At 71.7% G+C, this 14,461-nt stretch carries 14 protein-coding genes and 1 pseudogene; 5 read left to right on the forward strand and 10 right to left on the reverse strand.

What is annotated here, in order from left to right:
• Positions 1–71: 71 nt before the first annotated feature.
• Positions 72–1,043, forward strand: coding sequence for a helix-turn-helix transcriptional regulator (locus tag ACFYZ4_RS36960; RefSeq protein WP_384353546.1), 972 nt, complete (start codon positions 72–74; stop codon positions 1,041–1,043).
• Positions 1,044–1,292: 249 nt separating this feature from the next.
• On the opposite strand, the pseudogene ACFYZ4_RS36965 reads toward ACFYZ4_RS36960, so the two are convergent.
• Positions 1,293–1,731: pseudogene (locus ACFYZ4_RS36965) on the reverse strand (dihydrofolate reductase family protein).
• Between the two features lie 317 nt (positions 1,732–2,048).
• On the opposite strand from ACFYZ4_RS36965, the gene ACFYZ4_RS36970 reads away from it, so the two are divergent.
• Positions 2,049–2,555, forward strand: a complete 507-nt coding sequence (locus tag ACFYZ4_RS36970; protein ID WP_390786057.1) for a GNAT family N-acetyltransferase — start codon at positions 2,049–2,051, stop codon at positions 2,553–2,555.
• Positions 2,556–2,572: 17 nt separating this feature from the next.
• Here ACFYZ4_RS36970 and ACFYZ4_RS36975 read toward each other — a convergent pair whose 3' ends face one another.
• A complete protein-coding gene (locus tag ACFYZ4_RS36975; protein ID WP_390786058.1) occupies positions 2,573–4,387 on the reverse strand; it encodes a GNAT family N-acetyltransferase in 1,815 nt (604 codons plus the stop codon).
• 95 nt (positions 4,388–4,482) lie between these two features.
• Between ACFYZ4_RS36975 and ACFYZ4_RS36980 the strand changes: the two genes are divergently transcribed.
• A complete protein-coding gene (locus ACFYZ4_RS36980) occupies positions 4,483–4,905 on the forward strand; it encodes a DUF350 domain-containing protein (RefSeq protein ID WP_390786059.1) in 423 nt (140 codons plus the stop codon).
• 67 nt (positions 4,906–4,972) lie between these two features.
• Here ACFYZ4_RS36980 and ACFYZ4_RS36985 read toward each other — a convergent pair whose 3' ends face one another.
• The 4 genes from ACFYZ4_RS36985 to ACFYZ4_RS37000 all read right to left on the reverse strand — a co-directional run bounded on the left by ACFYZ4_RS36985 (position 4,973) and on the right by ACFYZ4_RS37000 (position 9,382).
• Complete coding sequence (locus ACFYZ4_RS36985; RefSeq protein ID WP_390786060.1) at positions 4,973–6,247, reverse strand: acyltransferase; 1,275 nt, start codon at positions 6,245–6,247, stop codon at positions 4,973–4,975.
• The gene (locus tag ACFYZ4_RS36990; RefSeq protein ID WP_390786061.1) at positions 6,244–7,287 is read right to left on the reverse strand and encodes an alpha/beta hydrolase; all 1,044 of its coding nucleotides are present in this window, start codon (positions 7,285–7,287) and stop codon (positions 6,244–6,246) included. Before ACFYZ4_RS36990 ends, ACFYZ4_RS36985 begins: the two co-directional genes overlap by 4 nt.
• 128 nt (positions 7,288–7,415) lie before the next feature.
• Entirely contained in the window at positions 7,416–8,096 is a 681-nt protein-coding gene (locus tag ACFYZ4_RS36995) for a response regulator transcription factor (protein ID WP_327411849.1), read from the reverse strand.
• Positions 8,093–9,382, reverse strand: a complete 1,290-nt coding sequence (locus ACFYZ4_RS37000) for a sensor histidine kinase (protein WP_390786090.1) — start codon at positions 9,380–9,382, stop codon at positions 8,093–8,095. The genes ACFYZ4_RS36995 and ACFYZ4_RS37000 overlap by 4 nt, the downstream gene beginning before the upstream one ends.
• A gap of 152 nt (positions 9,383–9,534) precedes the next feature.
• On the opposite strand from ACFYZ4_RS37000, the gene ACFYZ4_RS37005 reads away from it, so the two are divergent.
• Positions 9,535–10,482, forward strand: a complete 948-nt coding sequence (locus tag ACFYZ4_RS37005) for an AEC family transporter (protein ID WP_351297269.1) — start codon at positions 9,535–9,537, stop codon at positions 10,480–10,482.
• A 49-nt stretch (positions 10,483–10,531) separates the two neighbouring features.
• Here ACFYZ4_RS37005 and ACFYZ4_RS37010 read toward each other — a convergent pair whose 3' ends face one another.
• Positions 10,532–11,545, reverse strand: coding sequence for an NADP-dependent oxidoreductase (locus ACFYZ4_RS37010; protein WP_390786062.1), 1,014 nt, complete (start codon positions 11,543–11,545; stop codon positions 10,532–10,534).
• Between the two features lie 110 nt (positions 11,546–11,655).
• Between ACFYZ4_RS37010 and ACFYZ4_RS37015 the strand changes: the two genes are divergently transcribed.
• Positions 11,656–12,249, forward strand: coding sequence for a TetR/AcrR family transcriptional regulator (locus tag ACFYZ4_RS37015; RefSeq protein ID WP_351297275.1), 594 nt, complete (start codon positions 11,656–11,658; stop codon positions 12,247–12,249).
• Between the two features lie 34 nt (positions 12,250–12,283).
• On the opposite strand, the gene ACFYZ4_RS37020 is transcribed toward ACFYZ4_RS37015, so the two are convergent.
• The 3 genes from ACFYZ4_RS37020 to ACFYZ4_RS37030 all read right to left on the reverse strand — a co-directional run bounded on the left by ACFYZ4_RS37020 (position 12,284) and on the right by ACFYZ4_RS37030 (position 14,417).
• Positions 12,284–12,769, reverse strand: coding sequence for a hypothetical protein (locus ACFYZ4_RS37020; RefSeq protein WP_351297277.1), 486 nt, complete (start codon positions 12,767–12,769; stop codon positions 12,284–12,286).
• 72 nt (positions 12,770–12,841) lie between these two features.
• Positions 12,842–13,300: a VOC family protein gene (locus ACFYZ4_RS37025; protein WP_351297280.1), complete on the reverse strand. Its 459-nt coding sequence runs from the start codon at positions 13,298–13,300 to the stop codon at positions 12,842–12,844.
• Positions 13,301–13,484: 184 nt separating this feature from the next.
• Positions 13,485–14,417: a SpoIIE family protein phosphatase gene (locus tag ACFYZ4_RS37030; RefSeq protein ID WP_390786063.1), complete on the reverse strand. Its 933-nt coding sequence runs from the start codon at positions 14,415–14,417 to the stop codon at positions 13,485–13,487.
• Between the last annotated feature and the right edge of the window lie 44 nt (positions 14,418–14,461).

A 14,461-nucleotide genomic window follows, 5' to 3' on the forward strand; every position in this document is an offset into this window, starting at 1 on the left:
ACCTTCTGGCCAGTTTCCCGAAGAGAATGAAACGCGACGACGCGGCACCCACGAAGGAGGACGAACGGCACATGAGAGCCGACCGGCTGGTGGCGACCCTGCTCTTCCTCCAAGAACGCGGCCGCGTCACCGTCCCCGAAGTGGCCGCCGAACTGGAGGTGTCCGAGCGCACCGCGCGCCGAGATCTGGAGGCCTTGGCCGCGGCCGGCATCCCCGTCTACTCGCAGCGCGGCCGCGGCGGCGGCTGGTACCTCGTCGGCGGGGCCCGTACCAACCTCACCGGGCTGACCGCCGACGAGATCCGGGCGCTCTTCCTCGTCACCGGCCCCCTGTCGGCCACTCCCGAACTGCGCACCACGCTGCGCAAGCTGGTCCGGGCCCTGCCGCCGCCCCTGCGGGCGCAGGCCCAAGCCGCGACCCGCGCTGGGGTCGTCGACGCCACGGACTGGTCCCGCAATGCCGTCACCGCCGATGCCGCCCACCGCTCCGCGCTCCAGGGCGCCGTCGTGGACGGGATCCGCGTCCGCCTCGGGTACGCGGGCGTCGGTAAACCAGCAGGCGAACGCACCGTCGACCCCCTCGGGCTCGTGGCCAAGGCAGGCGTGGACTACCTGGTCGCCGGTACGGACAAGGGCCTGCGCACCTTCCGGCTCAGCCGGGTCACCTCCGTCGAGCCGACAGGTGAACCGGTGGCCCGGCCGCCCGACTTCGACCTCGCCGCGGCGTGGCGGACGCTGTCCGGAGCCTTCCAGGACGGCATGTACGCGGTGACCGCCCGGGCCCGCGTCCACCCCGACACGCTGGCCCTGCTGCAACGATTCCTCGGCGGCCGCGTGCGCGTCGGCGGTCCGCTGCCCGACGGCTGGATCGAGGTGTGGGTCGACGGCCCGGCCGCCAAGGCCCTGGCCGGGCATCTGGCCGGGCTGGGAGGGCGGGTCGAGGTACTGGAGCCGCCGGAGGTACGGCAGTGGCTGGCCCGGATCGGCGCCGAACTCACGGGGATGTACGCGGGGGAGGAACCGAACGCACCGCACGGCCAGTAGCCGATGGTGAACCGCTTTCGGGATGCCCATCGTGCCCGATCTGCAGCGGGTCCCGCCGCCCTCACCCCCCTAGGGGCGTGTTCGGCGGCCTCTGGCCGCTCGTGAAGACAGCCAGGTGGCCGGCCGTCCGAGGTTTGGTGACGGTCGCGTTGAGCGCCACGGCCGACGGAGGCTGTGCGCTTGCTGGCGGCATCCGCGCTGTGGAGGGCCGGTGCCGGTCGGAGGTTGCCGCCCTGTTCAGGATGTCGGTCAGGGCCGTACGGGCGACCGCGTACAGCGCGACCTGCTCAGGACCACGCCGCCGGGAAACGTCCGTGTCTCCACCAGGTTCAGGTTCACCCAGCTGTCCAGCGCGGTGAAGAACGGTGTGCCGCCACCCACCAGGACCGGATGGGTGACGATCTCGTACTCGTCGATCAGCCCGGCTCGCATCGCCGCCCCGGCGAGCGCTGCGCCACCGACCCTCATCGGCCCACCGTCCTCGGCCTTGAGCCGAGTGATCCAGTCGACCTTGCCGACCGTCGAGGAGAACACCACCTTCGGCGTGTCCCGCCAGTTCCGCGCGAACTCGATCTGCGCTGGGGTGGCACCCGGCTGCTGATCGCCGGTCGGCCCAGCTGAGGTCGTCGCCGGGCGCGGCGATATAGCCGTCCAGGGACAGGTCCATGCCATAGAGCAGTCTCCGCATGGCGCCGGCCTTCCGTCCGTCGGTCTCGGAAGACTAGATGGGCCTCGACTCCGAATCCTGGACACGCGTCTGCTGGGGTCGTCGACCACTCAGCAGGGCCTGCTGAACATCGCCCTGTTCGTCCCCCAAGGCAAGATCACCGAGTCCGAAGTGGCCCTGGAGAAGGACCGGCAGGTCAATGGGCGCGCGGTTCTGGATGGTCGCCTAGGTCCTGCCGGGGCCTGCCCCCTTTCCGGACGAGCGAGTGGCCGGTGTGTGTTTGGCCTCGGTAGTGTCCCGGGGCATGACTGTCGATCTTGAAGGTGGGTGGGGTTGTGATGGAGGTGCGTGCGTTCACCCTTGCGGACGCTGCTGTGATTCGGCCGTGGATATCCGGGCCGGCCGAGCTGTTGATGTGGGCCGGTCCCGGGTTCACCTGGCCGCTGGATGAACCGCAACTCGCCGCATACGCGGGGGAGCCTGGGCGCCGGACCTGGACGGGAGTCGGTCCGGACGGCCGGCTCGTGGGGCACGCGTCGCTGCGCTTGGACGCTGATGGCGTGGCTACCCGACTCGGGCGGGTGCTCGTCGCCCCGGACGTCCGGGGGCAGGGATACGGGGCCGCGTTGCTCACTCGCGTGCTGACGTTCGCCTTCGCCGAACTGGGCCTGGAACGAGTGGAGCTGGGGGTCTTCGCCCACAACGGCAGCGCGGTGCGGCTCTATGAACGCCTCGGGTTCCGCGTGGGCCAGGTCCTTCCCGACGTGGAACGAGTGGACGGGCAGTCCTGGACCGCGCTGCAGATGAGCTTGGCGAAGGCGGACTGGTCCCCAGGCGTCGGATGAACGGGCCGGAATGTGGGCTATCGGGGGGACCGGGCGGGGCGGGTGAAGGTGCTGAACTCCGTGCCGACCGCTCGGGCTTCGGCTCGGACCAGGGCCTCGGCCGCGTCCAGAGTCCGCCTGTCGTGCGCGGCCACCAGTACGCCCAGCCAGGGCGCCGGTTCGAACGCCCCCGTCGGGATGGCCGGGACGAAGACCGCTCCGAGCTCCGCGCAGCCCCGGGCCAGCGCCGTGCACAACTCGTCCAGCTGGGCCTCGGGCAGCCGCGCGCCGAGCTCCACCCGGTCGGCGATCCGTACGAGGTGCCCCGCGCCCCGCAGCGCGTCGAGCCGGGCCGCCACCATGAAGGCGATGGACGGTCCCGTCAGCCGCAGGTTCGTCTCGGTCGGCGCGAGCCGGCCGGCGCCGTCGGCGACGAAGTCCACGTCGAACCAGCCCCGGTAGCCGGACTCCGCCAGTTCCCGGCCCACCGCCGCCCCGAAGTCGGCGAGCGGTTTCTCCGCCCACGCGGGCACCACCGCCGGACCCACGGTGGCGCCCCCGTAGCAGCCGTCCGTCACGTCCATCACGGCCCCGCCGACCTCGTGCACCCGGCCCGCCCCGTCCACGAAGCCGTCGTACGTGAGATCCCGCGGACCCTCGCCCTCCGCCGGACCGGCCACGTACTCCTCCACCAGCAGCGGCCCGCGCGGCAGCCGGCGCAGTACGGCGCGGGCCCCGCCCGCGGCCCGCACCCGATCGGGGGTGACCACCGTGGTGCCCGAACCCCCGACACCGTGCTCCGATTTCAGAACAGTGCTCTCGCCCGCCCTGGTCCGGGCCGCCAGCAGCCGGGCCGCCGTCCACCGGCCGGCCGCCCGCCACTGCGCGGGAAGCACGATCCCGGGATGCCCGCCGTCCGCCAGGATCCGCCCGAACAGCGCGTGCGCCGCCGACTTCGACTCGTAGCGCAGCTCCCCGTCCCGCCACGGCCGGCCCGCGAGCCGCCCGAACGGCCGGGTCCGCCCCCACGGTACGAGGGGCAGTCCGGCTCCGGTCAGCAGCGCGGCCAGCGCCGGCCGGGCCCGTACGGCCTCGCACAGGCCGGGATGCCCTTCCGCCAGGCCGTCGTACACCTCCACCTCCGACCAGCCCAGCTGGCGGCAGACCAGCTCCGTCCAGCCCTTCGGGACGGGCCGGGGCAGGACCAGAGCGGCCGGATCCGGGCTGTAGAAGGCGGCCAGGCAGGCGTAGTGGTGCGCGGCCGACTGCCCGCGGTCGAGGGAGGCGTCGGCGAACTGCGCGTTGAACTCCGCCACGTTGCCCACGTGCACGGCCCGTTCGCCCCCGGTCCACGCCCGCGCCCAGTCGGCGAGCGCGACGGGAGCCGCCTCGAACCGCACCAGACCCGGGGCCGCCTGGGCCGCCGCGTCGGATCCACCCGATGCGTTCGCCGGGCCGGCCACCGCCACCGCCCCCATCGCCCGGTAGAACCCGGCCGCGTGCGGATCGGCGTCGATCACCAGCCTGCGCACCCCCAGCTCCACGGCCCGGCGCAGCACGTCCCGGTACAGCAGCCGCCCCACGCCCTGCCCGATCGCCGACGGTTCGACGAAGAGCAGCCCCAGCGCGGCCAACGGGGGAGCACCCTCCAGGGAGGCGACCCCGAGCACCGTCCCCCGCCGGTTCTCGGCCACGACGATCCTGCGGCTTGTCACCTCGCCGGAGCGGATCCGAAGTTCCGGCGCGCACGCGGCGAGGAAGCCGGCGTCGTACCCCCAGTGCGCCTTGGAGCGCATGACCAGCTCGGTCAGGGCCTCCGCCTCGGCCGCCCGTGCGGCTCTGACCTTTGCCATTTCCTGACCTCCCCATGGTCCGCCACAAGGCCGTGCGATAGATTCGGCCTCCCCACGGCACATACTTTCCCACCCACGCGGAGACAGGCTTCTCAATGAGCGACATCATCAACGGACTTGGCCGCACCAGCGCCTACGGCGCCCTCGGCCTGGTCCTGCTGATCCTCGGCATCGTCCTCGTGGACGTGCTGACGCCCGGGAAGCTTCCGAAGCAGATCTGGGAGGAGCGCAACCGCAACGCGGCCCTCTTCCTCAGCTCCGCGCTCCTCGGCATCGGCGGCATCGTCTTCACCTCGATCTGGACGACGTACGAGGACTTCGGCAAGGGCCTGGCGTCGACCGCGGCGTTCGGCGTGCTCGGCCTGCTGCTGATGGCGATCGCCTTCCTGGTGCTCGACCTGGTGACCCCGGGCAAGCTCGGCGCCATCGTCGTCGACCCGGAACCCCACCCGGCGGTCTGGGTCTCGTCCGCCTGCAACCTGGCCGTGGCCGCGATCGTCGCCGCCTCGATCGCTTGACGCGGAGCACCCGTACGTGACGAGAGCGCCGCTCCCCGAAAGGAGCGGCGCTCTCGTCGTACGTGGGTCATGCAAGACCCAGCGCGAACACCGCGAACCCCGCCGCCAGCAGCCCGGTCACGGTCCGGCGCAGCGCCCGGCCCCCGCGCACTCCCTCCGGCGGATGCTCGAACCGGCGCGCGTACCGGGCGATGCCGACCAGCAGCGCCGCGAACACCGGCATCCACGCCACCCGCGCCGCGATCCATCCCAGGCTGTCCGGAGCCGTCGTCAGCCCGGCCAGCCCGCCCCCACCCCCGCCCCCGCCCACGAACGAGCCGGGTACCGCCGCGGCCAGCATGGCCGTCTGGTGCCAGCACAGGATCGTCATCGCGCACAGGTTGATCACGACCACCGGAGCCCACAGGACCGGCCGGGCCAGCAGCTTCGCCAGCCGGTCGCGCAGCAGGATCGCCGCACCCGACTGGGCCGCGGCCAGGGCCAGTACCAGCAGCGACGGCGGATGCGAGTTGGTTCGCGCGGCACCCGGGACGCCGACCATCGACGCCGGATAGTGGAAGACCGCCAGCAGCGCCGCGAACAGCAGCGTCCCGCCGGCCAGCAGCAGCCAGGCCCCGCGCCGCCCGATCCGCCGCTCGCCCCACGAGACGCCCAGCTGGTACGCGAACAGCCAGCCCGGCAGGATGTTCACCAGGGACAGCCAGGACGGTACGGAATCGGCGAGCGGCCCGTAGCGCAGGAAGTCCACCACGGCCACCGAACCGAGCAGCGGGGCCGCGGCCCAGCCGCCGAGGCGGCCCGCCGCCCGCACGCAGTACGGGGTCAGCGCGGTGACCACCACGTACACCCCGACGAACCAGAGCGGCTGGATCACCAGCGTCGCCCCGGTGCGCAGCGAGGCCTCCGGCACCCCGGCCGCGTACAGCACCGGCGCGGCCAGCGCCCACACCGCGGTGACCCCGAGCACCGGCCGGCCCAGCCGGACGATCCTGCCCTTCAGCCACGCGCCCGCCGAACCGGGCCGGCGCCGGTAGGAGAGCGCCGAGGCGTAGCCGCCGACCAGGAAGAAGATGCCGAGCATCTGGAGGACCCAACTGGCCGGCGCCAGAGTGCCGAAGGCCGACAGCGGGCTGGCGTTGTGCAGGCCGCCGTCGGAGTCGAGGGTGAAGCCGCCGAGCAGCCAGTGGCCGGTCGGTACGGCGAGCAGCGCCAGGGCGCGGAGCCCGTCGACCGCCCGGTCGCGGTGGGCGGGGGTCTGCCGGTCGATCCGCTCGGCGGCCTTCCTCAGCGGGGCCAGTGCGGTCGCCTTCCTCAGCGGGGCCGGGGCGGCGGACGCGCTCATCGGGCCTCTCCCTTCGCGATCGCGGCGAAGGCCGCCAGGGACCGGGTGCCGGGCATGAAGTAGCCCGTGTGGCCCTGGACGTCGGCGGCGGGCACCCGGCGGGCGCCGAAGGCCGCGGAGGTGGGGTCGGCCCCGTGGCCGAGCCCGGCGAACCGGACGTTCGGGATGTCCGCGATCCAGTCGGAGGGCCCCCGGGCCGCCCAGACGCGGGCGCCGGTGCGCAGCCCGGCCGCGGTGTCGGCGCGCATCCCGGGCGAGCCGAATGCCACGATGTCGGAGGCGTCCGTGTGACGGGCCGCCAGCCCGCAGACCACCGAGCCGTAGCTGTGGCAGAACAGCACCGGGTCGGGGGCGCCGACCGCGTCGAGCCCGGCGGTGAACCGGGCCAGACGGGCCGCCCCGGCCGTGGCCAGCCGGCCGTCGGCCGCGTCCAGACCGACACCGACAGGGGTGGTGTAACCGGTCCACGCCACGACGGCCGTCGACTCCCCGGCCGCCTCGCGCAGCGCCCGGGCCATCCCGGCCGGCCCGGTGTTCGGCGTGCGCCGCGCGTCGTGCGTGGTGGCGTCGTTGTCCGACCCCGGCACGATCACCGAGACGTGCTCCGCGTGCTCCAGGTCCCCGAGCACCTCGGCGACCTGGCCCCGGCCGCGCGGGTCGAAGGCCAGGATCCGCCGGTCCGGCGCGGCGAGGGAGGCGTACCGGGCCTCACCCGTGGCGGCGATCGCGATCCGGTTGGCCTCGTACCGCAGGGGGAGCGGCGTCCCCTCCAGATTGCCGACCACCAGCGGGTGGTCACGCAGGAGTTCCCGGCGCGCCGCCTCGTCGAGCCCGGCGAAGAACCGGGCCACCTCGCGCGGTGCCGCGGTCGCCGGGTCGGGCAGCGCCCGGCCGGACGCCGTAGCGGCCCGCCAGCCGGCGGTGCCGGGCGGCGGCCCGGTGACCGCCTCCTGGCTCTCGCCCGAGGCCCATCCGGCGGTCCCCCCGACGACGGCCACCGCCAGTGCGGCCGTGACCAGCGTCCTTCCGAAGCGGCGCATGCCCCTTCTCCTCTCCTCGTGACGAGGAGGAAGGTAGGAAGGAGGTGTCGGCGCGTACGTCGGACCGTGGTGCCAAGTCGTATGTCATACCCCGGTAGGGGGTGGAGGAGAAGAAGGGAGGGCCGCGCTCAGGCGGAGTCGCCCGGCCGGACCAGTCCCGCCTCGTAGGCGAAGATCACGGCCTGCGCCCGGTCCCGCAGGTCGAGTTTGGCCAGCACCCGTCCGATGTGGGTCTTCACCGTCTGTTCCGCCAGCACCAGATGACCCGCGATCTCCTGGTTCGACAGTCCGCGCGCGATGAGTTCCAGTACCTCGGTCTCCCGCGGGGTGAGGCCGTTCAGCCGCAGCGCCGGGTCCTTGCGCGGAGCCGGCCGCTGCTGGACGAAGTCCGCGATGAGCCGCCGGGTCACCGAGGGTGCCAGGAGGGCCTCGCCCGAGGCGACGACGCGTACCGCCGCGATCAGATCGGCCGGCGGGGCGTCCTTCAGCAGGAAGCCCGAGGCGCCCGCGCGCAGCGCCTCGTACACGTAGTCGTCGATGTCGAAGGTGGTCAGCATGAGCACCTTCGGCCGGTGCACGACCCCGGGCGGGGGATCGAGGATCTCCCGGGCCGCCGTGAGCCCGTCCATCTCCGGCATCCGTACGTCCATCAGCACCACGTCGGGGTGCGTGGAGCGGGACACCTGCACGCCCTGCCGCCCGTCGGGCGCCTCGCCCACCACGTCGATGTCGGCCTGCGCCGACAGCAGCGCGGCGAACCCCGCCCGCACCATGGCCTGGTCGTCGACGATGATCACACGGATGGTCAACTTGCGTCCTCGGTCGGGTCGTTCAGGGGCAGGCGGGCGGCGACCCGGAAGCCGCCGTCGGGCAGCGGACCGGTGTCCAGCGTCCCGCCGGTCAACCGTACGCGTTCCCGCATCCCCACCAGACCGTGCCCCGTGCCCGAACTCTCCAGCTCCACCACGGCGTCCCGGGCCGGACCGTTGACCACGAGCACCAGCACGTCGGCCTCGTCGACGGTCACCGAGACCCGGGTGCGTGCGCCCGGCGCGTGCCGCACCACATTGGCCAGGGCCTCCTGCACGATCCGGTACGCCGACAGGTCGACCGCCGGCGGGGCCGCGCCGACCGCCCCCGCCGCCAGCGACAGCTCCACCGGCTGCCCGGCCCGTACGGTCGCCTCCACCAGCTGCTGCAGCCGGTCGATCCCCGGCTGCGGGGCCCGTTCACCCGCCGCGCCGCCGTTCGCCCCGTCACCGCGCAGTACGGTCAGCAGCCGCCGCATCTCGCCCAGCGACTCGCGGGCGGCGGCCGCGATCGCCGCGAACTCCTCCTGAACCGGCTCGGACATGCCCGGCAGCCGGTACGGCGCCGAATCCGCCTGGACGGTGATCACCGACATGTGGTGGGCCACCACGTCGTGCAACTCGCGGGCGATCCGCGCCCGTTCCTCCAGTAGGGTCCGCCGGGCCCGCTCCGCCTCGCTGATGCTCTCCTGCTCGGCGATCCGCTGCTGCGCGTCGCCCAGACCGCGCAGCGCACCCGTGAGCACCAGCATGACCCCGCTCAGCACGAACAGCAGGGCTGCGGAGTTCATCACGCCCGCCGGCGGGGAGAAGCCCAGCGCCGCACCGAGCGCGCCGGTCACCAGCCACACCCCGACCAGGGTCCGGATGGATTCGCGCAGCCCCAGACAGGCCATCAGCAGCAGGTAGCCGACGATGGTCATCGGCGGCCACGGCCACGAGTGCCCGGCCACCTTGTCGGCACCGATCAGCAGGACCGCGCCCGTGAAGTTCGCCGCCAGGACGATGCCCCAGGCGGGCAGCGGCCGGACCACCGCGAGCAGCAGCGGCACGGTCTGCGCCACCCCGAGCGCGCCCGCCCAGCCGCCGTCCAGCCCGTAGTCGTTGGTCAGCACGGTGATGGTCACCGGCAGCAGCGTCACCACGAAGATGCCGACGACGACGTACGGCAGCATCCGCTGCCAGCGCTTGGCGGCCTGCCCCAGCAGGGGCTGCTCCGGCCGGGCGGGCGTGCGCAGCAGCACGGCGAGCTGGCCCAGCGCGCCGGGCACGCGGGCACCGGGCATGCCGGTCGAGGGGGCGCGGGTGCGGTCGCGGTTCCGGCCGCCCCACCAGGTGCGGGATCTGTCGCTCATGATCGGACCAGCCTATGCCCGCCCGGACCCCGAACCGGGGGTAAGGGTAGGCTGCTGGCCGGGCGATCATGGGGGAAGAGAGCATGGGCGGGGCAGCCGCGCTGGAGAAGCTGGTGCCGGTGCTGCTGGCCTTCGGCGGCGGGGTGTTCCTCGCGCGCCGCAAGATCGTCCCGGCCGAGGCCTCCAAGGTCTTCTCCGACTACGCCTTCCTCTTCGCCGTCCCCTGCTACCTCTTCGGCAACATCTACGCCAGCGACCTCGCGGCCCTCTTCAACTGGCGGGCGATAGGCGGCTACGCAGGGTCGGCGGCCCTCGCGGTCGCGGCCGTCGCCGTGGCGGCGGTCGTCCACGGCATCCGGGAGCCCCGGGTCGTGGCCCTGCGCGTGATGGCCGGGGTCCAGGTCAACACGGCCTACTTCGCCGTCCCCGTCTTCATCACCGTGTTCGGGACGGCGGCCCCGATCTTCCCGATCCTGCTGTTCCAGGTCTGCGTGCTGTCCCTGGTCGTCATCGCCCTCATGGAACTGGGACGTCCGGGCCCGGCAGCCGGCGGCCCGGCCCGCCGCCTCGCCCGCGCCGTCGGTGCCTCGCTCGCCACCCCGGTGGTCCTCGCCTGCAACGCGGGGATCCTGCTCAACCTGCTCTCGGTGAAGGTACCGGGCGTGGTCCTGGACGGCGCCGCCTTCGTCGGCGACAGCGCCTCGCCCGTCGCCCTGTTCGCCCTCGGCCTCCACCTCGGCGGCCTCGGTCTGGACCTGCGGGGCACCACGCGCGAGGAGCTGGCCCTCGTGGGCTTCAAGTGCCTGGCGTTCCCGTTGCTGACCTGGGCGGTGTGCGGGGTGCTCTTCGGCGTCCGGGGCGAGTGGCTGGCGTACCTCGTCCTGATCGCGGCGATGCCGACCCCGCAGAACCTGTTCATCTTCGCCCAGCGCTACGACGTGGGCGTCGACCTCTCCGCGTCGCTGGTGATCAAGAGTTCGCTCGTGTCGCTCCTCCTTCTGCCCCTGTGGCTGCAGACTGTTGCCGCATGAACGCATCCTCTGCGTAGCGCAGCGCCGTCACGGAGATCAACGGCCGGGGCTATGAAGCGACCGTGAGCACGATCTTGCCTTGGATGTGCCCTTGGGCGGCGCGTTCGTGCGCGGCTCGGGCATCCGCGAGGGTGAACGTGCTGTCGATCGCGACGCGGACCGTGCCCGTGTCGAGCAGGCGTCCCAGTTCGGCAAGCTGCGTGGCGTCCGAGCGGACCTGGGTGCCCGTGACCGTGACGCCCAGTTTCGCGGTCTCCTCTTCGTCGAAGTCGCCGAAGAACACGGGAAACTGGGAGCCTCCGCGCTTGAGCGTGCGCAGGAAGCGCTTGCTGTGGGGGCCACCGACGGCGTCGAGAACGAGGTCGATGTCGTGCACGAGTTCCTCGGGACGGTTCTTGGTGTAGTCGATGAACTCGTCGGCGCCGAGTTCACGCAGGAACGCTTCATGCTTGCCCGAAGCCACCGCGATGACACGTGCCCCCTTCCACTTGGCCAGCTGGAGGGCGAAGTGCCCCACGCCGCCCGCAGCGCCGTTGATGAGCACCGTCTTGTCGGTGTCGAGTGGCACCGGGCGATGCTGCGCCGCCTGGAACGGTGAGGGGTGATCGTGTCCGAGCTCGATCAGGAACTGCCACGCGGTAAGCCCGGCCATCGGTGCCCCGGCAGCGTGCACGTGATCGATGTTGGCCGGCTTGAGAGCGAGGTCCGAAGCAGGCGCGGCTACGTACTCGGCGTAGGTGCTGCCGTCGAATCCGGGGAAACGAAGGAGGCCGAAGACTTCATCACCGACGGAGAAGCCGTCCACATCCGCGGCGACGGCCTCGACGACGCCTGACAGGTCCGTTCCCGGAATCACGGGCAAGCTGAACTTGGGTCGCACCTCGGGAGGCAGGTTGGACATCCCGTCCCGCAGGTACCAGTCCGGGGGGTTGACGCCGACAGCGTGCACACGGACGAGCACCTCACCCGGCCCCACCTCGGGGAAGGGCACCTCCTCGTATCGCAGGACTTCAGGGCCGCCGTGCTCATGGAGCCGGATCGCCCTCATCGTCTGTGCCGACATCGTTTCCTCCAGCCCGCGCTGCGGGATAGGCTTAGCGGATCAGCGATCCACATAAGTGGACCACTGATCCGAATATATGGACCACCGATCCGTTTAGTCAAGAGGGGCAGATGCGCGCCGACGCCAGGAAGAACCGCGACCAGCTGCTCGCAGCAGCGGGCACCGCCATCGCCGAGCAGGGCGTCGACGTGTCGATGCGCGACATCGCGCGGCGGGCCGATGTCGGACTCGCCACGCTGCTGCGGCACTTCCCGACGCGCGAGGCGCTGCTCGATGCCCTGCTGCGCACGAGCTTCGACGAGCTGACCGGCAAGGCCGACACCCTTGAGGCGTCCAGCTCGCCTGGCGACGCTCTCGCTTTGTGGCTGAGTGACTGCGTAGCGTGGACGACGGAGTACCGGGGCGCGGTCGCGCTGATGGCAGCCGCCCTCGAGGACACCGAGTCCGCACTCCATGCTTCGTGCGTCACTCTGCGTGCCGCCGGCGCGCGGCTCCTCACCCGCGCCCAGGACGCGGGCGTGGCGCGGACCGACATCGATGGTGCCGACTTGTTCGCGCTCGTGGCCGCGCTCGCCTGGCTCGGCGATCAACCCGCGCTCGCCCCACGCGCCGATCGCCTCTTCGGCGTTGTGGCAGGCGCGATCCTGACTGGCGCGGCGAGCGGCGATGTCGTGGGGGAGGGCCGCTCTCGCGCCCGTGGCTGACATCGTCGCGCATGCGGGCGGGTGAATCCGGCCGTCAGCTCTGGGGGCCCGCTGCTTCCAGCTTTTCGATGACGCGGACCGTGACTACCGCAAAGATGCCGTGCGGGATGATGTCCGAGACCCAGTCCGAGGCTGTCCAGGTCCGCGGATCCGAGATTCCCAAAAGGAAGATCGGCATATTTGTGACGGTCAGGGCAAAGAGGGACGCGACGGCATAGCGGGAAGTCTTCGTCGGAAGCCAGCCGGCAGCCTGCGCCAATGACAGCGCCACCCCCATGCCCATCCCCACGGTGTATCCGGTCAAGGGGCCGAGGCCCGCGATCCGGTTCTCCCGGACCTGATCGTCCCCGGGAATTCGAACATGAAGCTTCTCGGCAAGGCTGCGCACGGTGATCTCGGGCGTATCACTGATGGGTCGGCCTCGAAGTACGATATCGACATAACCCGCCATATTGAGTGCGGTCGTACCGGCGAGCCCCGCAGCAGCGCCGTAAAGAATCGGCCGTATAAAGCTGGTCATGGGCGGTCCTCTCGGTCCCCCTGCTGAGCAATGAATCTCGTGTGAGTGGGCGCTGCCGGCTCTGCGCGGCCGTCATCGTCCGGGCAGTCGCTCTCGGACCTCCTGGAGTAGCCACCCGTTTCCGTCCGGGTCGCTGAACGTCGCGTACGAGCCGTAGCTGGCGCCATTCGGAGCCGGGCCGTCCACCTGTTCCTGGGTGCCGCTGTCGTAGACGCGGTGGAAGATCTCGCTGACCTCGGCGCCCTGGCCGATCAGCTCGGCGCGGGCCTTTTCGAGGTCCTGGACGACGAGGTACGTTCCCTGGACCGAGCCTGCGGCCGCCGGGGTGAGTCCGCGGCCGATATGGATGGAGCATCCCGAGCCCGGGGGCGTCAGCTGCGCAATGCGGAATTCCGGACCCGTCTCGAAGTCCGCATCGACCCTCCAGCCCAAGCCCTGGTAGAAGCGCAGGGCGCGATCGACGTCGGTCACCGGTATCACTACGACCTCAAGATTCATATCCATAACGAGCTCCCATGCGATGGGGTTCATGGCCTCTGAGATCCTGCGACTGGCGGAATGACGTCGTCACCAGGGGATGCGCAGGTTGATGGCCGCGCCTGTCGGCGCCCGTTTCCGCGGCTCGCCGGACGCGCACGCGCGCCGGCGTCGTGCTCGCGGAACGTGATCTCCAGCCTACGCTCGCGGTCCGCGAACTGCTCGCCAACCAGCTTGATCACTCCGGTGGGAAACCCGTACGTGGCGTCGGCAGCTCTGCCCAGCTGGTCGCAGAGTCGCTGACCTCACAGGTCAGCATCCGCTCGTGGATCAGGCGGAGTCGTAGAGGAGGAGCGCCGTAGCGGACGGCATTGCCAACGAGCTCGCTGACGGTGAGCTGGACCGTGTACGCCGTCTCTTCGTCCACGCCCCAGACGTCGAGTTGACGACGGACCGCCAACCTGCCCGATGGAAGCATCCTGGCGCTGGGAACGCCTCTGCGATGTCGGCCGAGCACCTCGCGGCGGGGCCTCCTGCCGACGCTGTTCAGGAGCGGGCGCAGCGGGCCGGAGGATGCCAGGACCTCGTCCGCGAGTGCGGCCGTGCCCAGCGCCAGGATGCTTCCTTCGGGCAGGTTGGCGGTCGTCGCGGGGAACGGGGCGTCTCCCGTTTCGGCGAGCAGGGGACCGCGGGAGACGGACAGGCCGGCGGAGGTGCCGTCGGGGAGGATGGCGACCGGCTCCGGCAGGCCGGCCAGGGCGATGGTGGCCGTGAGTTCGACCGGATCGTAGACCGTGATGGTGCAGCCGACGGTGAGTGGCTGACCGTGGCGAGGGTCTTCGGGAGGTCTGGCGGCATAGGCGGTGGCAAGCCGGACCGTGGTGTCGCTCAGGCGGGCGAGCAGCTCATCGGGCTGCAGATCGAGGGCGGCAAGTGTGTGGATGGCCGTCCGCAACAGCCCCGTCGTGATGGCTGCAAGGATGCCGTGCCCTGTCACTTCGCCCACGATCAGCGCGGTCCGTGCGCCGGGCAGATCGATCACGTCGAACCAGGCTCCACCGCCTTCCGGGTCGGGAAGGTGAAGGTGAGAGATGTCCATGGTGTTCTGCGTGGCCGGGTGTTCGGGGAGCAGCCTGCGCTGGACGGTCAGCGCGACAACCCATTCGCGCATGTAGCGGCCGGCATTGTCGATGCAGAGCGCAGCATGCGCGCATA

Origin of the sequence: Streptomyces sp. NPDC001513 (assembly GCF_042894695.1) — a bacterium.
Lineage (GTDB): Bacteria > Actinomycetota > Actinomycetes > Streptomycetales > Streptomycetaceae > Streptomyces.